14 protein-coding genes and 1 pseudogene are annotated in these 20,836 nt (G+C 42.8%); 4 read left to right on the forward strand and 11 right to left on the reverse strand.

Going from position 1 to position 20,836, the window contains the following annotated elements; all coding sequences use genetic code 11:
• Positions 1-561: 561 nt before the first annotated feature.
• The 7 genes from RTX25_RS06785 to RTX25_RS06815 all read right to left on the reverse strand — a co-directional run bounded on the left by RTX25_RS06785 (position 562) and on the right by RTX25_RS06815 (position 11,207).
• Positions 562-1,338 (reverse strand): dihydroorotate dehydrogenase electron transfer subunit, encoded by a 777-nt coding sequence (locus RTX25_RS06785; protein ID WP_312652060.1) that lies wholly within the window; start codon positions 1,336-1,338, stop codon positions 562-564.
• Positions 1,335-4,529 (reverse strand): carbamoyl-phosphate synthase large subunit, encoded by a 3,195-nt coding sequence (gene carB, locus RTX25_RS06790; RefSeq protein WP_312652062.1) that lies wholly within the window; start codon positions 4,527-4,529, stop codon positions 1,335-1,337. The genes RTX25_RS06785 and carB overlap by 4 nt, the downstream gene beginning before the upstream one ends.
• Entirely contained in the window at positions 4,529-5,605 is a 1,077-nt protein-coding gene (gene carA, locus RTX25_RS06795; RefSeq protein WP_312652064.1) for a glutamine-hydrolyzing carbamoyl-phosphate synthase small subunit, read from the reverse strand. Before carA ends, carB begins: the two co-directional genes overlap by 1 nt.
• Entirely contained in the window at positions 5,598-6,878 is a 1,281-nt protein-coding gene (locus RTX25_RS06800; protein ID WP_312652066.1) for a dihydroorotase, read from the reverse strand. Before RTX25_RS06800 ends, carA begins: the two co-directional genes overlap by 8 nt.
• Positions 6,875-7,756: an aspartate carbamoyltransferase catalytic subunit gene (locus RTX25_RS06805; RefSeq protein WP_312652069.1), complete on the reverse strand. Its 882-nt coding sequence runs from the start codon at positions 7,754-7,756 to the stop codon at positions 6,875-6,877. The genes RTX25_RS06800 and RTX25_RS06805 overlap by 4 nt, the downstream gene beginning before the upstream one ends.
• A gap of 242 nt (positions 7,757-7,998) precedes the next feature.
• Positions 7,999-9,042 (reverse strand): 5-methylcytosine-specific restriction endonuclease system specificity protein McrC, encoded by a 1,044-nt coding sequence (gene mcrC / locus RTX25_RS06810; protein WP_312652071.1) that lies wholly within the window; start codon positions 9,040-9,042, stop codon positions 7,999-8,001.
• Complete coding sequence (locus tag RTX25_RS06815; protein ID WP_312652073.1) at positions 9,039-11,207, reverse strand: AAA family ATPase; 2,169 nt, start codon at positions 11,205-11,207, stop codon at positions 9,039-9,041. Before RTX25_RS06815 ends, mcrC begins: the two co-directional genes overlap by 4 nt.
• A 306-nt stretch (positions 11,208-11,513) precedes the next feature.
• Here RTX25_RS06815 and RTX25_RS06820 point away from each other — a divergent pair, with 306 nt between their 5' ends.
• Entirely contained in the window at positions 11,514-13,211 is a 1,698-nt protein-coding gene (locus RTX25_RS06820; RefSeq protein ID WP_312652075.1) for a dCMP deaminase, read from the forward strand.
• Positions 13,212-13,599: 388 nt separating this feature from the next.
• Positions 13,600-13,887, forward strand: a complete 288-nt coding sequence (locus tag RTX25_RS06825) for a hypothetical protein (protein WP_312652077.1) — start codon at positions 13,600-13,602, stop codon at positions 13,885-13,887.
• 142 nt (positions 13,888-14,029) lie between these two features.
• Here RTX25_RS06825 and RTX25_RS06830 read toward each other — a convergent pair whose 3' ends face one another.
• The 3 genes and pseudogenes from RTX25_RS06830 to RTX25_RS06840 form a co-directional block, all read right to left on the reverse strand.
• On the reverse strand, positions 14,030-15,316 hold the full coding sequence (locus RTX25_RS06830; protein ID WP_312652078.1) for a transglutaminase domain-containing protein: 1,287 nt from the start codon (positions 15,314-15,316) through the stop codon (positions 14,030-14,032).
• A gap of 344 nt (positions 15,317-15,660) precedes the next feature.
• On the reverse strand, positions 15,661-16,134 hold the full coding sequence (locus RTX25_RS14590) for a CZB domain-containing protein (protein ID WP_397428528.1): 474 nt from the start codon (positions 16,132-16,134) through the stop codon (positions 15,661-15,663).
• A gap of 45 nt (positions 16,135-16,179) precedes the next feature.
• Positions 16,180-16,964: pseudogene (locus RTX25_RS06840) on the reverse strand (methyl-accepting chemotaxis protein); the annotation flags it as partial.
• A gap of 291 nt (positions 16,965-17,255) precedes the next feature.
• On the opposite strand from RTX25_RS06840, the gene RTX25_RS06845 reads away from it, so the two are divergent.
• Both RTX25_RS06845 and RTX25_RS06850 read left to right on the forward strand, forming a co-directional pair.
• Complete coding sequence (locus tag RTX25_RS06845; protein WP_312652082.1) at positions 17,256-18,365, forward strand: sn-glycerol-3-phosphate ABC transporter ATP-binding protein UgpC; 1,110 nt, start codon at positions 17,256-17,258, stop codon at positions 18,363-18,365.
• Between the two features lie 86 nt (positions 18,366-18,451).
• On the forward strand, positions 18,452-19,129 hold the full coding sequence (locus RTX25_RS06850) for a helix-turn-helix domain-containing protein (RefSeq protein WP_312652084.1): 678 nt from the start codon (positions 18,452-18,454) through the stop codon (positions 19,127-19,129).
• Positions 19,130-19,260: 131 nt separating this feature from the next.
• Here RTX25_RS06850 and RTX25_RS06855 read toward each other — a convergent pair whose 3' ends face one another.
• On the reverse strand, positions 19,261-20,772 hold the full coding sequence (locus RTX25_RS06855) for a gamma-glutamylcyclotransferase family protein (protein WP_312652086.1): 1,512 nt from the start codon (positions 20,770-20,772) through the stop codon (positions 19,261-19,263).
• Positions 20,773-20,836 lie beyond the last annotated feature (64 nt).

Consider the following 20,836-nt stretch of genomic DNA (forward strand, 5'->3'; position numbering starts at 1 on the left):
TCGAACATTTTTATGAACAAAATGTATCTATCGGGTTGTATTTTAATAATTATACATTGAACTTTATGCATGTCAATAAATTCTCAGCGATTTTCGGAATTATGATGATACTTGTTTAATTGACCTTACTTTATTTTATTGTAAACGTATTTTTTCGAGATAAAATTATTAATTTATCATTCAGTAAGAGATATGATATCCGTATGATTATTCTCTGTTTATGATTATCGTTCCATAAGATACCCTTCAAAATACGATTAATCCGTCAAATCAATCATATAAATGACGGATTTCATGCATTTTTAAACCTTTTATGAATAATTATCCGCATACTGAAATCAGCCCGTGAAGGACCATCCTTCAACTAATGCTGCAAGCTTTTTTTTCATCAGTCTCCCCTACATCAGTATTTTCCGCAGATCATTATCTCATGTTTTTTCTCATGTTTTTATCAGGATTATTTATTCTTCATAAGCTGCAGATAATTACCCCCCTGCCTCAGGCAGGGGGGTATCGTATTAGAATTTCATCCGGGAACGACCTCATTTAAAGAGTTATAGGTCACAAGACGCTGTCATATTTCATTTCTCCCAGCCTGAATACCGGTCCATCCTTGCACACTCTCTTCAGTCCGGCCTTGGTTTCCGTCATGCATCCATAGCAGGCACCGATTCCGCAGGCCATTCTTTCTTCAAAAGAGAGAAATCCCTTCTTTATCTGTGCATAGCGCTCATCCAGCGTCCGAAGCATAGCCTTCGGACCGCAGGCATAGAGCGTATCAAAGCTCGGATCCATCTCTCTTATGGCATCCGTCACGTAGCCTTCTGTGCCGTAAGAGCCGTCTTCGGTTGCGATGTATAGTGGACCCAGCCTCTCAAAGTCTTCTCTTAAGAATATGCTCTCCTCGTCTCTGAAGCCAAGGACAGTCGTAACTTCCATCCCTTTTGCCTTCAGCTTTTTGCCCAGCTCATATAGGGGCGGAACACCTACCCCTCCACCGACAAGAAGAACCCTTCCGCTCTCATCCTGGATGGGAAATCCTTGGCCCAGAGGTCCAAGTACATTTAAAAGATCACCTGACTTAATTCCGCTCATTCTCTCTGTTCCTCTGCCCACAACCTTATAGATGATGCTAAGGGTTTTCTCTTTCTCATCCGCATCAAATATGGAAATGGGCCTTCTTAGAAGAAGCTCAGATCCTGTGCCCACTTTGATGTTCAGAAAGCACCCTGCCATCATTTCACTGAAGCAAAGCTCCTCTCCCCTAAGCTTCATTCTATAGACATCCTTTGCGATGCGAATATTCTCAAGGATCTCCATATCCATAAGTTTCTTCATGCCTTAACCTCCTCATAAGCGTCAACGGAAAAGTTCATGGATTCAAGGACATCCAGGATTGCCGAAGCTGTATCCAGGGAGGTCAGGCACGGAATGCTGCTTTCCACCGATTCCCTTCTCATGAGGAAACCATGGGAGAGGAAATCTCTTTTGGCCTGGGAGAAGGTATTGACCACAAACTGCACTTTTCTGCCTCTTATGACATCAAGGACCGTTTCTGTCCCTTCTCCGATTTTTCTGACCAGTTCAGCTTTAAGACCGTTCTCCTGAAGAAAGTCCCGGGTGCCCTTTGTGGCCACAAGGCCGTACCCGATACTGCTGAATCGCTTCGCAAGTTGAAGCGCCTCCTCCTTGTCTCTGTCTCCTATGGTAAAGAGCACCTTCCCGTACTCGCCCATCTCAAAACCTGCAGCGATCATGGCTTTGTACAGCGCCTTGTTGAGCGATCGGTCACGTCCGATGACTTCTCCCGTGGATTTCATCTCCGGTCCAAGAGCGATGTCCACTTTCCGAAGCTTGCTGAAGGAGAAGACCGGCATCTTCACCGCGTAGCCCATCCTGTCCGGCAGGAGTCCAAGAGGCACCTTCTGCTCTTTCAGGCTTATCCCGAGAATCGCCTTCGTCGCCATATCCGCCATGTTCATTTCGGTGATCTTGCTGAGAAACGGTACGGTTCTTGAGCTTCTCGGATTGACCTCCAGAACATACACATCACCACGGGAATCCACGACAAACTGAATGTTGTAGAGCCCTATGATGTGCAGCCCTTTACCGATCCTGTTTGTGTAGTCCACAATGACCTTCAGGGTTTCTTCCTTAAGGGATATGGGCGGATACACCGCCATGGAGTCTCCCGAGTGAACACCCGCTCTTTCGATATGCTGCATGATGCCCGGAATGAGGATGTCTTTTCCGTCTGATACCGCATCCACTTCACACTCCACACCCGTTATATATCTGTCCACAAGAATTCCCTGGGTTCTGGTCTCTTCAGCCAGTTTTTCCATATAGTTTTCCAGCTCCTCCGGCGTATGGATGATCTCCATGTTTCTGCCCCCAAGAACATAGGAAGGCCTTAGAAGTACCGGGTATCCGATTCCTTCTGCGACATGGAGCGCTTCTTCATTATGGTGCACAACCTTTCCTTCAGGCATGGGGATGGAAAGCTCTTTGAGCCTTTTCTCGAAGAGATCCCGGTCTTCGGCAAGGTCGATGCTCTCAAGGCTTGTTCCAAGGATGTTTACACCTTTTCTCTTAAGCCCTGCTGCAAGATTGATCGCTGTCTGTCCGCCGAACTGCACGATGACCCCGTAAGGCTTCTCAAGCTCCACCACATGCATGACATCCTCAAGGGTGAGCGGTTCGAAATACAGCTTGTCGGATATGGAGAAGTCCGTCGAGACCGTCTCCGGATTGTTGTTGATGATGATGGCTTCATACCCCAGTTTACGGATGGACCACACACAGTGGACCGTGGCATAGTCAAACTCCACGCCCTGTCCGATTCTGATGGGACCGGACCCTAGAACGATGACGGACTTCCTGCCTGAAGACTTCGATTCATTTTCTTCGCCATAGGTGGAGTAGAAGTAAGGGGTCTCAGATCTGAACTCCCCTGCACAGGTGTCCACCATCTTGTATACCGGTCTGATCCCTGTCTCCTTTCTTTTTCTTTCCACTTCATCCTCCGTGAGGCCATAGAGTCCGGCGAGATAAGCATCGGAGAAGCCCATTTTCTTGGCTTCGGGAAGGATTTCCTCCAGAGTGCTGTCCATCGTTCTTCTCTCCATCTTTGCAATTTTCGCGATTTTATTCAGGAAGAAGAGATCGATTTTCGTCTCTTCATGGAGGGTCTGAAGGGGTTCTTCCTTAAGGAGCAGTTCATAGAGGACAAAGAGTCTGTCGTCTTCTGCCCGGGAAAGAAGTGAGATAAGCTTTTTCCTCTCCATTGACTGGTATTTTTTCAGGCGGATGTGGTCGGCTTTCACTTCCAGTGAACGGACCGCTTTAAGAAGGCCCTCTTCAAAGGAGCTTCCCAGCGCCATGACCTCTCCTGTGGCCTTCATCTGCGTTCCGAGCTTTCTGTTTGCCGACTGGAACTTGTCGAAGGCGAACCTCGGGAGCTTTACCGCGATATAGTCGATGGCGGGTTCAAAGCAGCAGTAGGATACATTTGTCACGGGATTGATCAGCTCATCCAGTCTGTAGCCCAGAGCAATTTTCGAGGCGATCTTTGCAATGGGGTATCCCGTCGCCTTGGAAGCAAGCGCCGATGACCTTGACACCCTCGGATTGACTTCAATGATGTAGTAGCTGAAGCTTCTGGGGTCCAGCGCCAGCTGGACATTACATCCGCCTCTGATGTCCAGCGCTCTTATGATCTTAAGAGAGGCATCTCTTAGCATCTGCACTTCTCTGTCCGTCAGGGTCTGTACCGGGGCAACAACGATGGAGTCTCCCGTATGGATGCCCACAGGATCCACATTTTCCATGGAACAGACCACGATGGCTGTGTCGTTTGCATCCCTCATGACTTCGAATTCGATCTCTTTCCATCCTGCGATGGACATTTCGATGAGACACTGGTTTGCAGGAGAGAGGGAGAGACCGTTTTCTACAATGGTCCTAAGCTCCTCCTCATTCTTTGCGATGCCGCCTCCGGTTCCGCCCAGGGTAAAGGCCGGTCTTACAATGACAGGATATCCGATTTCCTCCGCGAAGGTTAAAGCGCCTTTGATGTCCCGGGTGATGGTCGAAGGGGGCACAGGTTCTCCGATTTCATTCATGAGCTTTCTGAAGGCTTCCCGGTCTTCGGCCTTTTCGATGGCCTGAAGATCCGTTCCGAGGACTTCCACCTTGAATTCTTCCAGTATCCCGTCCTTTGAGAGCTCCATGGCCATATTAAGTCCCGTCTGCCCGCCAAGGGAAGGAAGAAGTGCATCAGGCCTTTCCTTTCTGATGATTTTCTTGAGAAATGGAAGCGTCAGCGGCTCCATATAGACTCTGTCGGCCATTTCTCTGTCGGTCATGATGGTTGCCGGATTTGAATTCACAAGGACAACTTCTATGCCCTCTTCTCTCAAGGCCTGACAGGCCTGGGTTCCCGCATAGTCAAATTCCGCCCCCTGCCCGATGACGATGGGGCCTGAACCGATGACGAGGATTTTCCTTAGATCTTCTCTTTTTGGCATTATCTTCCCTCCGTATGGATCATCATTGTGTCAAATTCCTCAAATATCACCTTCGCATCCTTTGGTCCCGGTGCACTTTCCGGATGAAACTGCACCGAGAAGGCCCTCTTTCCGGGAATTGTTATCCCTTCTATGGAGCCGTCGTTTACACTGGTATAGATGGTCTTTATATCTGTTCCGGTAAGGGAAGCTGAATCCACCTCATACCCGTGGTTCTGGCTTGTGATGAGGATTTTTCCCGATCTGTGGTCTCTGACGGCGTTGTTTCCGCCACGGTGTCCGAATTTCATCTTCCTTGTTTTCGCGCCTGAAGCCAGCGCCAGAAGCTGGTGTCCCATACAGATTCCGAAGAGCGGAACCTTTCCAAGGAGTCCTTTGACCGTTTCTATGGGTCCTCTCGCATCCTCCGGATTTCCAGGGCCGTTTGAAAGAACCACTCCGTTCGGATCCATCTCAAGAATCGTCTGAGATGAAGTATCGTGAGGAACAACAGAGACATGATAGCCCTTTTCCACGAGTGCCTTAAGGATACTCATCTTCATTCCGAAATCCATGAGAACAACTCTTTTTCCACCCCCAGGCACCTCATAGATGTTCTTTGTTGAAGCACGGCTGATGTGGTCCGTGTAGAATGGATAATCCGCAACTTTCTCCAGACACTCCTTCATCGGCATTTCAGCCGGGAGGATTGCCCCTTTCAGCGCACCTCTCTCTCTGATGTGCCTTGTGAGTTTTCTCGTATCGATTCTTGAAAGTCCTGGTATTCTGTATTTTTCCATATACTCCAGGAGGGACTTCTCGCTTCTTGCGTTTGACGGTGCATCGCAGTATTCCCTGACGATGAGCGCCGTAAGATGAGGCTTCATGGATTCATAGTCATCCCTGTTGATGCCGTAGTTTCCGACCATAGGGTAGGTCATGACCAGCATCTGACCCAGTAAAGAGGGATCGGTCAGAAGCTCCTGATATCCGGACATGGAGGTGGTGAAGACCACCTCACCATAGACATCTTCTCTGTATCCGAATGCTCTGCCTGAAAATTCGCTGCCGTCTTCCAGCACCAGTTTCTTATCCAATGATTTTTCCTCCTTCTACAATGAACTTTCCGTCAAGCATGACCGTCTCTACCTTTCCCTTGACCGCCCAGTTGTCAAAAGGTGTGCTTTTCCCCTTTGACTCAAAATCTGCGCTTTTTATGATCCATTCCTTTTCAAGGTCGATGAAGACAAGATCTGCCGATGAGCCTTTAAGAAGGCTTCCGGATGGCAGCGACATGACTTTTGATGGGCCGACTGTCATGGCATCAATAAGCCTTTCAAGGGACAGATGTCCTTTTCTCACCAGGTGGGTGTTGAGCAGAGAAAAGGAAGTTTCAAGTCCTACGATTCCGAAAGAACTTCCTTCGAGTCCTTTTTCCTTCTCTTCTTTGGTATGAGGTGCATGATCAGTGGCTATGCATTCTATGACGCCTGCTCTTAGACCTTCAAGAAGAGCCTCCCGGTCTTCTCTGCTTCTCAGGGGAGGATTCATCTTGTATCTTCCCTCTTCTCTCAGGTCTTCCTCTGTGAGGAGAAGATGATGTGGGGTGACTTCTCCAGATACCTTAATTCCGTCCTCCTTTGCCCGCTTAAGAGCCTTCACTCCACCTTCTGTGCTCATATGGCAGATATGGTAGGGACATCCTGTTGCCTCACTGATGGCGATATCTCTTATGATCTGGAGATCTTCCGTCAGAGCATGTATCCCTTTATGCTGATGAGTTTTCGCATATTCTCCATCATGAATGTATCCTGAAAAGAGCATGGATTCATCTTCGCAGTGGGTAGTGATGATTCCACCGGCTTCTGCCGTTTTTTTCATCGCTTTATACATCATGCCTGCATCCTGAACCCCTTTTCCGTCATCGGAAAACCCTAAAGCGCCAGCCGCTTTCATCTCACAAAAATCAACCAGAGTTTCCCCTTTCTCTCCTGCAGTGATGGCGCTGTATGCATATACTTTGATGAGACTGTCCGTCTTCACTTTATCGTAGAGAGCTTTCATCTTTTCCGGAGTATCCGGCACAGGATCCGTGTTCGGCATGGCTGCGATGGTGGTGTATCCGCCAAGAGCCGCAGCTCTTGTACCGGTCTTTATGGTCTCCTTATGTTCATGTCCGGGTTCTCTGAGATGCACATGGATATCCACAAACCCCGGTGTAACCAGCATCCCTTTCGCATCATATGTTTCTTCTCCATCTAAGGTTTCAAGACGGTTTCCGATCTCAAGGATTCTTCCTTCTTCGATTCGGATCTCGCAGCCTTCTGTCGTGTTTTCTTCTCTTACGCGTATGGCATTTATGATCTTCATTTCTCACTCTCCCTCAATGCTCTCTCCAGTACCGCCATTCTCACAAAGACACCGTTGCCCATCTGGCACAGGATTCTGCTCCTCCCGCATTCCACCACATCATCCGTCACTTCCCACCCTCTGTTGACCGGTGCCGGATGCATGAGTATTGCGGTGGACTTCATCTTTTCGATCCGATCTGTATTCATGCCATAGCTTCTGTTGTAGGATAGAGGATCAAGAACCGTTCTGACTTCATGACGTTCATGCTGAACCCTCAGCATCATGACGATATCCATCTCCGGAAGAATCTCATCCATATCCTGATACATTCTCCCCTTCTCCTGAAACATAGGCGGTGCAGCAAGATGAACCTTCATCCCTAGTCTTTCCATGATGTGGATATTTGAGTGGGCAACCCTTGAGTGGGAGATGTCTCCTGCAATAAGCACCTTAAGTCCTGAAAAATCTCCGAACTCCTCCTTTATGGTCATAAGATCGAGAAGGCTCTGGGTGGGATGATCTCCGCTTCCGTCTCCACCGTTTAGTACCGGTATGGAGACTTTTCCTCTTAGCGCTTCATAGTATCTGTCCTCCTTGGAGCGGATGACAACGGCATCCACACCTATAGCTTCGAAAGTCCTTACCGTATCGTAGAGACTTTCTCCCTTCACCAGACTGCTTCCTTCGGGATACAGATCCATATTCTGTATCCTCATTTTCTTCTCTGCCATGATAAAGGACTGCTGAGTTCTGGTGCTGGGTTCAAAAAAGAGATTCCCCACTACCCGATCCGGATAATGTGAAATCTCACCATTTTTAAACGCTGAAGCACGATTCAATATAGAAATAAGATCATTTGTGTCAATTTCCTTCAGGCTGTACAGATTTCTTTCCATAATAAAAACCTCCTTTACCCGCGGTAAAAAGAGGTCAGTTAATCATAACAGATCCAGATAGAGTTCCCCCTACCTCTGATCGGAAAGTATTCATCTTCTCTTTTCAGCCTCACGGGACTGATTTAAAGTATTCTAGTAGATTCTATAACGGATGAATTATGTTGTCAACTGGGGAAATATAAATAATAATCCTCGAATTGAGCATAATTCAGCTTCTCGCATATTATGTATTGCTGTTAAAACTAAGCTTTCAGCAGGCAAAAATGATCATTGACTATCTGTTCCAGCTGGCGTTCCACTTCTACAAATTCACAATCCAAATCCAGTGTTTTTACCGTAATTTTATTACCACTCATCTGATAGACATTATTGGGATGTATCAATTCGTCTGTTTTGGCATAAAGCAACATACCCGCTACTTCGTGTTCCTGATCCTTAAGTTCCACTTCCTTATTTTTTACATATGTGAATATCTGATACAGATTACTGGAATGGAGAGTATTTTTATCGTACTGAACCTGTGTGGTATGAGAATAATATTTGACATCTATTATAAGTGTCTTTTCTCCATGACGAAGCATTATATCGGTCTGCATTACAGGCAACATGAACGTGATCCCATCATCAACCTGCCATGGTATCTGTGATGCAGTTACAGTAAGCTGAGGATATTCTTTTCGATAGTATTCCAGAATGAATTTCTCGTACAATCTGTGCATTCGCTGCTCATCCAGATAATCCATCAGTCTTGATGACCCATCAGAACTGGTCTGCAATAAACCCTTAATAACAAGATAGCAAATCGAAATTAACATTCTGTAAGTCTGATTATTACGGTTATACTGTACTTTCCAGTTAATATTATGGATGTCCAAGAGCTCAACTCCGTCAAAAAACACCAGAAGCTTTCTTAAATCCTTTTTTCTGCCCTTCGTCATATCCGACTTCAGTAGTATACCTACAGTAGTCTTTATTATACGATTCATATAAGAATTCACTGAAAACTCATCATATTCACATACCAGCTGCTTTTTTAGAAGACTTGTCGTCTTTATAGAATTTGCTATATTGATTTTGCCGCGAAGAGTCGAGAGAGTGTCGGAATTAGCAATGTATTCTCTTCCTAGTCCTCTCTTCAACTGATACTCTATTCCTCGAGTTAGAATTGACGCACACAGTTCTGCAGTATTATTAAATTCTTCAGTTCTAATGCTTTTATACCCCTGCTCTCTCAAGACTTTAAATGCATAAGATAGCATATAGTAAATATTATTTATAGATATCACTTAATGGCACTCCTTAAATTGCTCGCCCAGTTCTTCACTTTTTGGGGTTCGTCAAACCAATATTCCTTAATCAATGGAATAAGTTCAAATTCAATAATACTGTTAAGTGAATGAATATCCGCCTCTTTCAGATTGCAGAAATAACTGTGACCAATGCAGAAACCCTCACCTAGAGACTCATCATCTGAAATAATTGTATTTAGATTTTCTACACATTGAATGAGCTTATCAAATCTTGAATCATTCAGTCTCACTTTATAATCATTGAAACCTTCTGAACTGAAACCTGGCTGCATTTCAAAAAAAGCAAATCGTCGTCGCATCGCATAGTCAAGCATTGCCAAACTACGATCTGCAGTATTCATCATTCCTATAATATATACATTGTCGGGAACTGAGAATTTTTCATCAGAATACAACAATTGAACTTCAACACCACGTTTATCATTTTCGATAAGCATGAATAGTTCACCGAATATCTTGCTTAAATTTCCACGGTTTATTTCATCAATGATAAAGAAGTACGGGTTATCGCTGTCTAATTCCGCCTTCTTACAGAAGTTATAAAACACGCTTTTCCTGAGTTCGAATCCAGCTTCTGTAGGGCGGAACCCCATGATGAAGTCTTCATATGAGTAACTTTGATGAAACTGGATCATCATTACACGTTCTTTATCCTTTACACCCATCATAGAATAAGCAAGACGTTTGGCTGCATAAGTTTTTCCTACTCCAGGTGCACCTTGGAGAATGACATTCTTTTTGGTTTCAACAAGTCTGACTAATGTATTATAACTGTCTTCATCAATATAAACTTCCTGCAGAAAATCCTCTGCATTATAATGTGGATAAGATATTTCAATTTCCTCTACGTCTTCTTTATTGCTGTTTTCAAAAAGAGCTTCAAGCTTCTCAACATAATCTGTATATGAAGTGATGTCTGTTAGAGTTTTCATTACAGCTTGGCCTGGATGCTCCCATTCTCCATAGTTCGTCCAATTAACCTCACGAATATTTCCAAACTCATCTTCTACAGACGCATCATAACGATACTCAGAAGTTACAGTTCCGCGACCTACAAGAATATGCATCCCTTTCTTGACAAAAATAACATCTCCAGGTTTCATTTCGTTTGCAAACTGCCATGTGGCGTGTGCTGCATTCTTGAAAGATAGTGAACCATCAATATTCTGTTTCATTTTTTTCTTCATTTCATCTTTACTCTTGAACTTACTCAGGTCTCCAATTTCACCCCATCCAATGGCCATAATCCCGCTCTCATAGAACTCATCCCATTTGAACGCACCATCACCTGGTGAATATATCCAGTAGTGTACAGTGTCAATATTTTCATCTGCAACTGCAGCACCAGTATTCCCTCGCTTACTCTTCTGATTTTCTTCCTTGATCTTCTGATTTACCTTTGTAGAATAATTCCAGGCTTCAAATGACAGTTCCTTGAAATCCTTGAATGGACTTTCATCACTGTTAACATATGTTTCCAGATGATCGATTATTTCAAAATAATCCGCTGCGGGTATTTTATTGGTAACGGGAGGTAACTCCCTCACAACTGTTTCTGGTAGGCTTTCTGAATCATATATATACCATTTGTTACGACTATCTAAATTTAAGTATAGGCTGGGATCTATCCAGTAAAGACCCATGGTAACTTTACTGTTCGCATTTCCTTTTGTATTTATTACCAGGTCAAAGTATTTAGTAAGACCTTTTCTGTTTTGCTCGGTTTGATTCTCAGAGTATTTCAGAGCATACGAAAAGAGCATCCATAAATTATCAATATCACTATCATTTCTCCATCCCACAAAATTGTAAAATGTTGCATTTTGATTATTTAGAGTAGGAACTCCGTCAAAATTATCTGGTACAGAAGTTGAGAGTTTCAGTTTCTCTGCAAATTTACTGACAATTTTTACACGGTTCTCATGCTTCATTGAACTTTTATTAAACAGTCCTAGAATAGTAAATGGATCAATATCAACAATTTTGTTGTCAGCTTCAAGTTTAGGCAGTTCAATCTCGATATCCTTATAAACGCTCTTAATAATATTTATAAGCTCTTTTCGATTTTCCTTATACGTCAGAAGTTTGTTACAAAACTCCTTATAAAAAACAACCCAGCTAAATTGATTATTATCAATCATATTTATCCTCCAATTTTTAATCAGTCACTCAAAGTAATACTATTTGTGATTATCTACCTATATATTATTATAATCCTATGTTACATCTTTTGTTTATTAAAATATCATTATCAAGAAGTGAAAATTTGTCTAAAGCAAAAAACAGCAATATAAGTTCAACATTATATTGAATTATACTTTTTGATATGTAATACTTGATATATCGAGAATGACTAAGATCTATTATTTATCCTTAAATATTATTTTTTTTAATCGTAAATTGAACTGTAAATATATTTAATATATTAATAAGAGTGGGGGGGAAGTATGGATAGTAATTTAAATATAGCATTGGAGAAATTATTCAACGAACGAAAAGATTTTATTATTATTGGTTTAACTGGCAGAACTGGATCAGGATGTACAACCGTGGCAGAGCTTCTAACAAAGGATTTTAGAGACTTAGATCTGCCGATTCCTAAAGTTCAAGAATTTCATACTAATGAAGAGAGAAAGTACAGTGTATTGCATAAATATGCTGAAAGAAACTGGGTGAAATTTACAAGAATCAAAATGAGTGATATTATTACCTCTTTTATTCTTGAAGATAATTTCCAGCAATTTAGAAGCTTTGTAGAAGAAGTCTTTCCAAAAAAAGATCTTGCTCCATTGGATTTCCTTCGGCCAAATTTTGATGAGATGCACAAGGAAAGGTTGCGTTTTAAACAAGCAGTTGAAGAAAATGAAGAAAACTTAAAGAGTCCTGATATATATGGTTTTTACTTCATTAGAATACCTAGTTTTACACAAAAACTAAAGGATAAATTTGATGAAATAAATAAGGAGATGTACACAAAAATATATCAACGCATAGCTAGCAATATACGTTGTTCAGGTACAGCCTTATTAAACACATTTAACGGAGAAAATATTTTCAAGTTAGCACAACGAACCAATACATTAATTAAAATTCTTAGAAGAAAAAATAAGGAAGATAAGGGAAGGGTTTTAGTTGTTATTGATACAATACGGAATCCTTATGAAGCAACTTTCTTCAAAGACAGGTATTCTTCGTTTTATCTATTTTCTATTAACACAGAGGAGAAAGAGCGTAGAGATCGGTTAGGCACTAAAGGACTAATACCTAAACAAATTGATGAAATTGATAAAATAGAATATCCTGGTAAATTATCTGACAGTGCCAGATTCTGGTCACAAGATATACAGAGCTGTATTGAATTATCCGACGTCTATCTATACAATCCGCATTCTTTGATGATCGACTTAACTGAAGTTAAAAAGGGAATAGTGAAATACGTAACTCTTATAATGCACCCTGGTTTAATCTCCCCAACACATGTCGAAAGAAGTATGCAAATTGCATTTAATGCCAAGCTGAATTCAGGATGTATTTCAAGACAGGTAGGAGCAGTGGTAACGGATGATAACTACTCAATAAAATCTGTTGGATGGAATACTGTTGCAGAGTGTCAAATCCCCTGTAACTTAAGAAGTCTGAATAGATTGGTAAGAAGGCATGATAAAGAAGCATTCAGTGATTATGAATTAAAAAATGAAACATTTACTGCTAAGTGTATAGAAAAGTCGAATAAAGCAATGGAAGACAATCTCAACGGTAGGACCTACCATTACTGCTTTAAAGATATCTACAACGACCTATCAATACCTCCAAAGAAAAATCAGGTTCACACAAGATCCTTGCACGCAGAAGAAAATGCATTTCTTCAGATCAGTAAGTATGGTGGAACAGGTATCATGAATGGCTACTTGTTTTCAACTGCGAGTCCTTGTGAGTTATGTTCAAAAAAAGCTTATCAATTGGGCATAAAAAAAATATACTATATCGATCCTTATCCAGGAATTTCTGCAGAACATACATTGATGAACGGGAGCAGAGATCCTGAAATGATACTCTTTCAAGGTGCTATTGGACGTGGATTTACACAGCTTTATACGCAAATATTACCATTAAAAGATGAGTTGGAAATCTTACTAGGTGATTAATAGTATTTATGTACATACTATCTGTATATGATATTTGTAATTCCGAAGTTTCCTGCGAAAAGAGCTCTACTGCACCTTTCCCTCAAAAACGTCGAGCAGAAGTTCTCCATGAGACTGAAAAACCCGAAAAGCCTGCTTAAAGGAGAATGGATCATTGAACTTCCAGAAGATTGACAAGGATGATCTGCACCTCATCGAGCGCCCTAAAAATGATGATCTGATCTTTAGATAAGCAGTAAAAGCAGCTGGAATTTTTTATCCGGCTGCTTTAAATTCCTCTTTTATTTCGTTCTACTGATGTATAATCTAATTAACAGCACCTGTTTATTATTTATCAGAGTAAAGATAATCATGCTCCATCAGAACGTAAACTGAAAGGATGTGTCTTATGCGAAAAAATGCTCGAATCATAAAAAGCGGAGTTCTTGTTCTTCTTGCCATCGGTCTTTTTATACTTGGAATTATCATTCTACCGGAAACTATAGGTCTTCAGGTTCAACTTGATGGTTCCATGGATAACTACGTCAGTAAGTATCTTGGCCTTCTCATTCCACTCGCCATAACTTCAGGTGGAGCGATTGTCTATTATGTCAAAGAAGAGGGTAAAGCCCTGCTGTTCTCCATACTCGGATTAGGCATGTATATTGCGACATTTTTCATGAATTTGTTGGAGTGACATCAAGAATCGGTAAAAAAGTGAATTCCGATGCTTTGCAGTCCTTAGCCGACGCGAAATAGAAAAGCTGCCGATATCTGATTCGGCAGCTTTTCTCGGTTTCATGATCTGATTTTTTAAGTATCAGTTCATCAGGATGTCCTCAGTCCGCCTTTATCTTGACGTAACGGATCATCTTGTCCTCATAGTAGATGAGATGCAGCTGGTCATCAAAACGATTCCCGAATTCTTTCATGATCACGTCGACTTCCTTATTTTTCAGCGGTCCTGTAAGAATATCGAAAGAAGCTTCATCCTGATCTATGTGTCTTTTCAGCACCTCAAGGATTGTGTCCTTTGTTGCATAGTAATCATTTTTATAGAACCAGGTATACTCTTCACTGTCACCTGCAAGTTCATTCTCCAGAGTCTTGATGTAGTCTTTGAATTCGTAACGGTCGATATAGGCAATACCTGTAGGCTGATTCATCCACATATAGGGATTTGGTGTCTCAATGTCATCCCAGGTCGTATCGACAACAAGCCACTGACCATCAATCTTCACCCTGTTCCAGGCATGTATGATTTCCTCTCCGTTATAATCCACCATTCCTTCGACGTAATAGACTTCAAGGCCTACGGCCTTGGCCAGAAGTGCATAGGCCTGGGCATATCCGCCACATACAGCCTTCCCCAGAACCAAAGCGCCGTACGCATTACCCGCTTCCTGCATGCGATTCCAGGACTCCTGTGTCCACTCCTTGTTCTCAAGGATGAGATCAAACACTTCATAATCATATACAATATTCTCAATGACAAGATCATGTACCAGAAGGGACTTGTCGTAATCTGATAGCCCTGTAAGGTCAGTATCACCGAGAAGTTCAAGCACTTTTTCTTCAAGCGCGTTCCTTCGTTCTACAAGCTCTTCCTCCGATTTATAGGAATAGTATCCTATAGTGTTCTCTCCCATAAGAAGCGATGGATAAAGAAGAAGAGAAATCTGCGGATTCTGAGAAGCGGCATCCAGTGCAGCCTCCACAAGCTCTATATTGGTCATATCCGTTAAGGGGAACTTTTCCTTGATTGTTTTGATATCGATCGTGAGCTTCCCCTCAAGAATTTCCGAAGTGAGGTATCTCACAAGTTCTGTCGGACCACTTGGTGCATGGAACCTCGCTTTCAGCTCATCTTCGTAATCAGGGACAGGTATCACCGGAACTTCGGGAGCCGGAGTTTCTTCCATCTCCTTCGGTATCTTTGGAATAATCTTCGGATCTTCCTCCGGTATGATCTCAGGAGAGGAAACTTCGATGACATCCGGTCCTTCCAGAACTTTTTCTGCCGGCTGAGGTACTGGTGCACAGGAAATGAGAAATGGAAGAATAAGAAGTACACTCATGACTCCACTCCATTTGTTCTTCCACCTCAGCTTTCTAAGTCTATCCATAATGTCACCTCATTTCTCTCTCTATTACATTCATCATATTCACAGATTCACTTCTACAGATTACATTCAATTAACAAAGCTCACCTTATTATTCAGCTGAATAACCCGTTTCCATGCTTCACAGCTTACGCCTTCGTAGCCTGAAACATCTGCAGTCAATCTTATATTCCAATTATACTGAATTACTTTAAAAATACCTATTTATTAAGAACACTTTCATTTATGAAATTTTTCATCATGATTTAGTGAGAGCCTAAGGTATTCCACATCCGGTCACCCATTTTCCGGCAGCAAGCAAAAAAGAAAGAGTCTCCGGCTTTTTCACTGGAGACTCCATCGGATGATCAGATGATTTTTTTCAGTTCTTTAAGATGATTGACGACAATATGGGAGTTATGTTCGATATCCTTGAGGATTCTTTCTGCCGCCTCGATATTGCCTGCTTCATATGCTACAATGGCCTTTTTTGCACCCATATGAATTTCATTATGAGGCTTGTCGATGCCTGAGATGATCCCTTTAATTCTTGTGTCACTCTGATCCAGCTTCGCAATCCACTTGCCTAGCCTGCAGGAAGTGTGGTCACCTACAGTTTCTGTATCCAGTTTCACATATCCGAGAATCATATTGTAGACTCTCCACTTCCACATCAGATGGTCGGTAATGGTCAGGTCAATAAGAACCTTCTGATCGTCTGTATCTGCAAAGGATAGAGCGTTCAGTCTCACCTCGTCGATCTTCTGCGATATGTCATAGAAAGACTGACCGGTGTGATGGGTTCTTTCTTTCAGAATTACGGACTTCGCGTTGACTTCCATGATGTTCGCTGTGATTTCCTGTGTAGTTGCTGTCTGTTCCTCGACATTTGCCGAAATGGATGTGAAGCTGCTTTCCATGGTGCTCATGATACCGCCGATCTGGAAAATACCTCCGGTAGCCTCATTGATGGATACTTTGGACTCGGAAAAACTGGTCACCACCTTGTCGATTTCTCCAGAGGCACGATTGATCTTGTCATTAAGACCTTCAACAATCTCTCTGATGATATCCACCTGTTCTTTGGTGTTTTCGGCAAGCTTCTTGATTTCATTTGCCACCACAGCAAACCCTCTTCCGTTTTTCCCGCTCTTGCCGCTTCAATGGAGGCATTTAAGGAGAGAAGATTAGTCTGGTCTGCAACGGATTTGATGACACTTACAAGCTCGTTGATCTTCACGGTTTCATCTTTGACTTCAGCCATGATGTCTTTCACTCCATCAATCTGATTCATATTTTCCTCAACGGAAGAAAAGGTCTTCTCCACTTTGTCCAGAGCCTGATCAGTCTCCCCCTTTGCCTTTCTCATATTATCACTTGAGATCTGCACATAGTTTGAGATGTCTTCTGTAGCCGCGGTCATTTCTTCACTGCTGGCCGCAACGTTCTGAATCATATCCGCCTGATCACTGGCATCTATAATCATTTCTCTTACATAATCAAGTCCCGTCATATATTGAAGAAGCTCATTGACTACACCCATTGTGGAGACAATGCACTTTTCTTTGTCCTCGAATATTTTGTCATGCTGTGCTTTCTCTTCTGTCATCTGATGAGTCTTGGCAGGAACTTCTTCCTGTTTAATGTCTGTTCTCTTTCTGAACATTTTCATCCTCCGTTCATTTATATTCTATAGTTCTATCCTGACCGCACATCCCGTTTTACAGTTCATCATCCTCCTCTGAAGTGCGAAATCAATATAGAGTACACCTTGATATATCGGTTCACTTTGTGAAAATTCAATGTCACCCGGATAATTCTCTAGGCATTCAGTTGTACTTCAAATAGAGAGGAGAAGGGCTGTCCAGCCACACGAGGAAATCTTTGTGCATTCTGTCAATGGAATCCTTTTCAGATTGCTTCTATGATGAGAGTATACTCAAAATAAAGGAGCTGTTTAGAATTGGCAAGTTTAGAACTGACAAATGTATGGAAAAAATATCCTGGTGATGTTGTTGCGGTGAAGGATTTCAACCTCACTATTGAAGATAAGGAATTCATCATATTCGTAGGTCCTTCAGGCTGCGGAAAGTCCACTACTCTTAGAATGATTGCTGGTCTTGAAGAAATCAGTGACGGAACCATCAAGATCGGGGACAGAGTCATAAATGACATTGACCCTAAGGACAGAGACATCGCCATGGTTTTCCAGAACTATGCCCTATATCCTCATATGAGCGTCTACGATAATATGGCTTTCGGACTGAAGCTGAGAAAGATGTCCAAGGCTGATATCGATACGAAGGTAACAGAAGCTGCAAGGATACTCGATATCGAGCACCTTCTCAAAAGAAAGCCTAAAGCTCTTTCAGGGGGACAGAGACAAAGAGTTGCCCTTGGACGTGCCATCGTCAGAGACCCGAATGTATTCCTCATGGATGAACCGCTTTCAAATCTTGATGCCAAACTGAGAGTCCAGATGAGAACGGAAATTTCAAAGCTTCATCAGAGACTGGAAACCACATTCATCTATGTCACTCATGATCAGACAGAAGCCATGACCATGGGGACAAGAATCGTCGTCATGAAAGATGGAGTCATACAGCAGGTGGATACACCACAGAACATCTACGACAATCCTGTAAACATGTTTGTCGCCGGATTCATAGGTTCACCACAGATCAACTTCCTGAGCGGAAGAGTTGTGGTGAAGGACGGTGACGCGCACCTTGAATACGATTCTGTCCTTATTCCTCTGTCAAAGGAGAAGAGCAGAATTCTTCTTGATCAAGGCTACGACGGGAAAGAAGTGGTCATCGGGGTCAGACCGGAACACATCAGCTATGAGGAAGAACTCATCGGCAAATGGGGAACCCCTACATTCAATGCTAAAGCAGAAGTTACAGAAGTTATGGGTGCAGAGTCCTATATCTATCTGACCAAAAATACTGATGCGATCACCATCCGTGTCAACGGAAGCAGTACCATAAAACCGAATGATATGGTTCCGCTAGCCTTCAACAGTGATAAAATCCATGTCTTTGACAAAGAAACCGAAGAAACCTTATTATAGTATCAGAAGAACATCTCGGGACTTGCCCCAGATGGATAAAAATAATCAACTGAGGGATCTTTTCACTGCAGTTAAAGGAGAAACCTATGGCAGAACATTTTCTTTCTTCGCTGAGAACCGAGGATCTGACGGAAGAGCTCATCACTAGGCTGGAAAAGAAAAAAGAGAAAAAAGAGCTGTGTCCCATTTTTGTCGGTACAGAAGAACCGAAGATCATGCGGGAATTCCTCGAAACCTACTTCAGACATGAGGCGGATTTTATGACGGATTCTCAAGGTATCTTCATTCTGACCCCATACCCGGAATCTGAGAAAACAGCCGAAGGTCTTTCCACTGCTCTCCAGGAGAACTTCATGCCAAGGCATACAGTCATCTATTACCGTAATCGCTGCAGCAGAAAACTGGCAGTGTCCATCCGAGAGCTTAAGAAAGCTTATGATACGCTTGTTTCCATGTCTCATACAGAATCCCTCATGGCCTTTGAAGACCTGTTCATTCTTTCCATGGTAGATGGGCTCAGTAAAGAGAGCAGAGAATTCTATAGGAATGAGCTCCTTCCGCTCTATGAAAAACTGCCCTATGAGCTGAAGATCACAGCAGTCACCTTTGCCAGAGAGAACCTCTCCATGGGAAGGACCGCAAAAGCTCTTTTCATCCATCGAAATACCCTCACCTACAGACTCGATAAGATCCTCCAGATTACAGGTCTAGATATCCGGCAGATCAATGAAGCGGTCAAGCTTCTCGTACTGTCTTATCTGTAGAAAGTAATGAACCGATACAGAAATCTTCAAAAACCGGCTGTCATTCAAATGCCGGTTCCCTCTTAAAAGCGCCGTATATACCTTTTCGGGTACGTACGGCGCTTTAGTATTTTCTTCGAAGGTAAAACGATCTACCGATTTCTTGAAAGCAGATACTCATCAATGCTTTTCTCAAAAACTTCGGGATAATTCTCCATAAGACCTTCCTTCAGGACTTTAAGATAAAGGCTTCCTGCATCATTCTTATCGACAACCTTATGGTTTGTTACGGTCATGACCGGAATATCATCGAAGGTTCCAAGCATCACTTTCCTGCCGTACCATCCTGACCCTTCATCAGGAATTTTTCCTCCGTTTTCCATGGCATAGATGTGCTCGAACTGTTCCTTTGTCATCAGGTAGGCAACACCATAGGCTTTCCCGGGTTTAGTCGCATCAAGAAATGATACACCTTTTCCTTCCCATCCTGAAGATCTCATCCCGTAATACATATCATGAGGAAACTCATAGTTCATCTTTGCTCTTGGCGGTGTAGGGTCAGTGCATGGAAGACTTTTTTTCATGCTGTTTCTGAAACAGGTCCCATTAAGGTAACACATGAGTCTTTCTTCCAGCATATTGGATCCGTAGGCCGCATACCATACAAGGTTTTCATGCTTATTGTTCTTCTTTCCCCACGGCTGATTATGAGGTGAGACCAGATTCTTCTTATCTACATCATGGAGATACACATAGACGCCCACGTTGGGTACGCTGTTTCCGTCCATTTCCACTGTTTCTCTCTTAAGAGAATAGAGACTGCCTTCACCTTCAAGGACATTGATTCTTTGGAGCGTCTCATCTGTGACATAATAGACTTCTCCTCTGACTGAGCCGGTTCTTGAAGACCTGATTCCAGGATAGTTACCCAGATCATAAAGGTCATATCCTTCAAGGATTCCCTCTCCAAGATACCTGCTCTCGCCTAGATAATGCCCGTGATTGCTGTTTCCGCTTATCAGTGTTCCATAAACAAAGATCAGTGTGCCCTTTTCCAATTTCTTCATCCTCTCCATGACCGAAAAGGCAGCATCCGTAAAATCTTCTCCCCAGCCATTGGTCACTTTTCCCCTCTTCATCTTCTCCTCAAGGATGGATCGCACATCCAGAAAGATGCTTGTAAATGTCGGACAGATTTCAGGAAATCTCATGACAAACGGACACATTTCTCCTGTGGTGAATATATCCAATGCATCGATGAGTCCCTTAATCGCATCATGACCCGATCCACTGAAGCCTCTACCTGTTGCACCAAGGAGACCCTTTTTAAGAATCTCCTGATAGCCCTTAAGCGCTTTCGCTTCTTCCGGGCCATTCAGCCAGATATAGGAAAGGATGGATACAGCAATATAACTCGGTCTGTAGAAGTAGAGTACTCTTGAATCGCTGGGCATGGATTGAGGTTCATCAAGTCCCCAGAATACCATACTGGGATTCTTTGCAAGAGGCACAGCATCTTGAATGAGCTTTGCCGCATACTCGATGATCTCCTCTTTGCCGGCTTTTCCTGATACAAGCTCATTCAGATCATTTCTCATTACCTCTATAATCTGGTCAAATTCCCTGGAGCTGACTTGTCCTGGTCTGTAGAATGTGTTTTTCATTTTCTTTCCCTCCGCAGTTTTATTTTTGATTCACTTTATGTATCCATCATAATCTGCAGACTGC

This window comes from Proteiniclasticum sp., from assembly GCF_032054185.1.
Lineage (GTDB): Bacteria > Bacillota > Clostridia > Clostridiales > Clostridiaceae > Proteiniclasticum.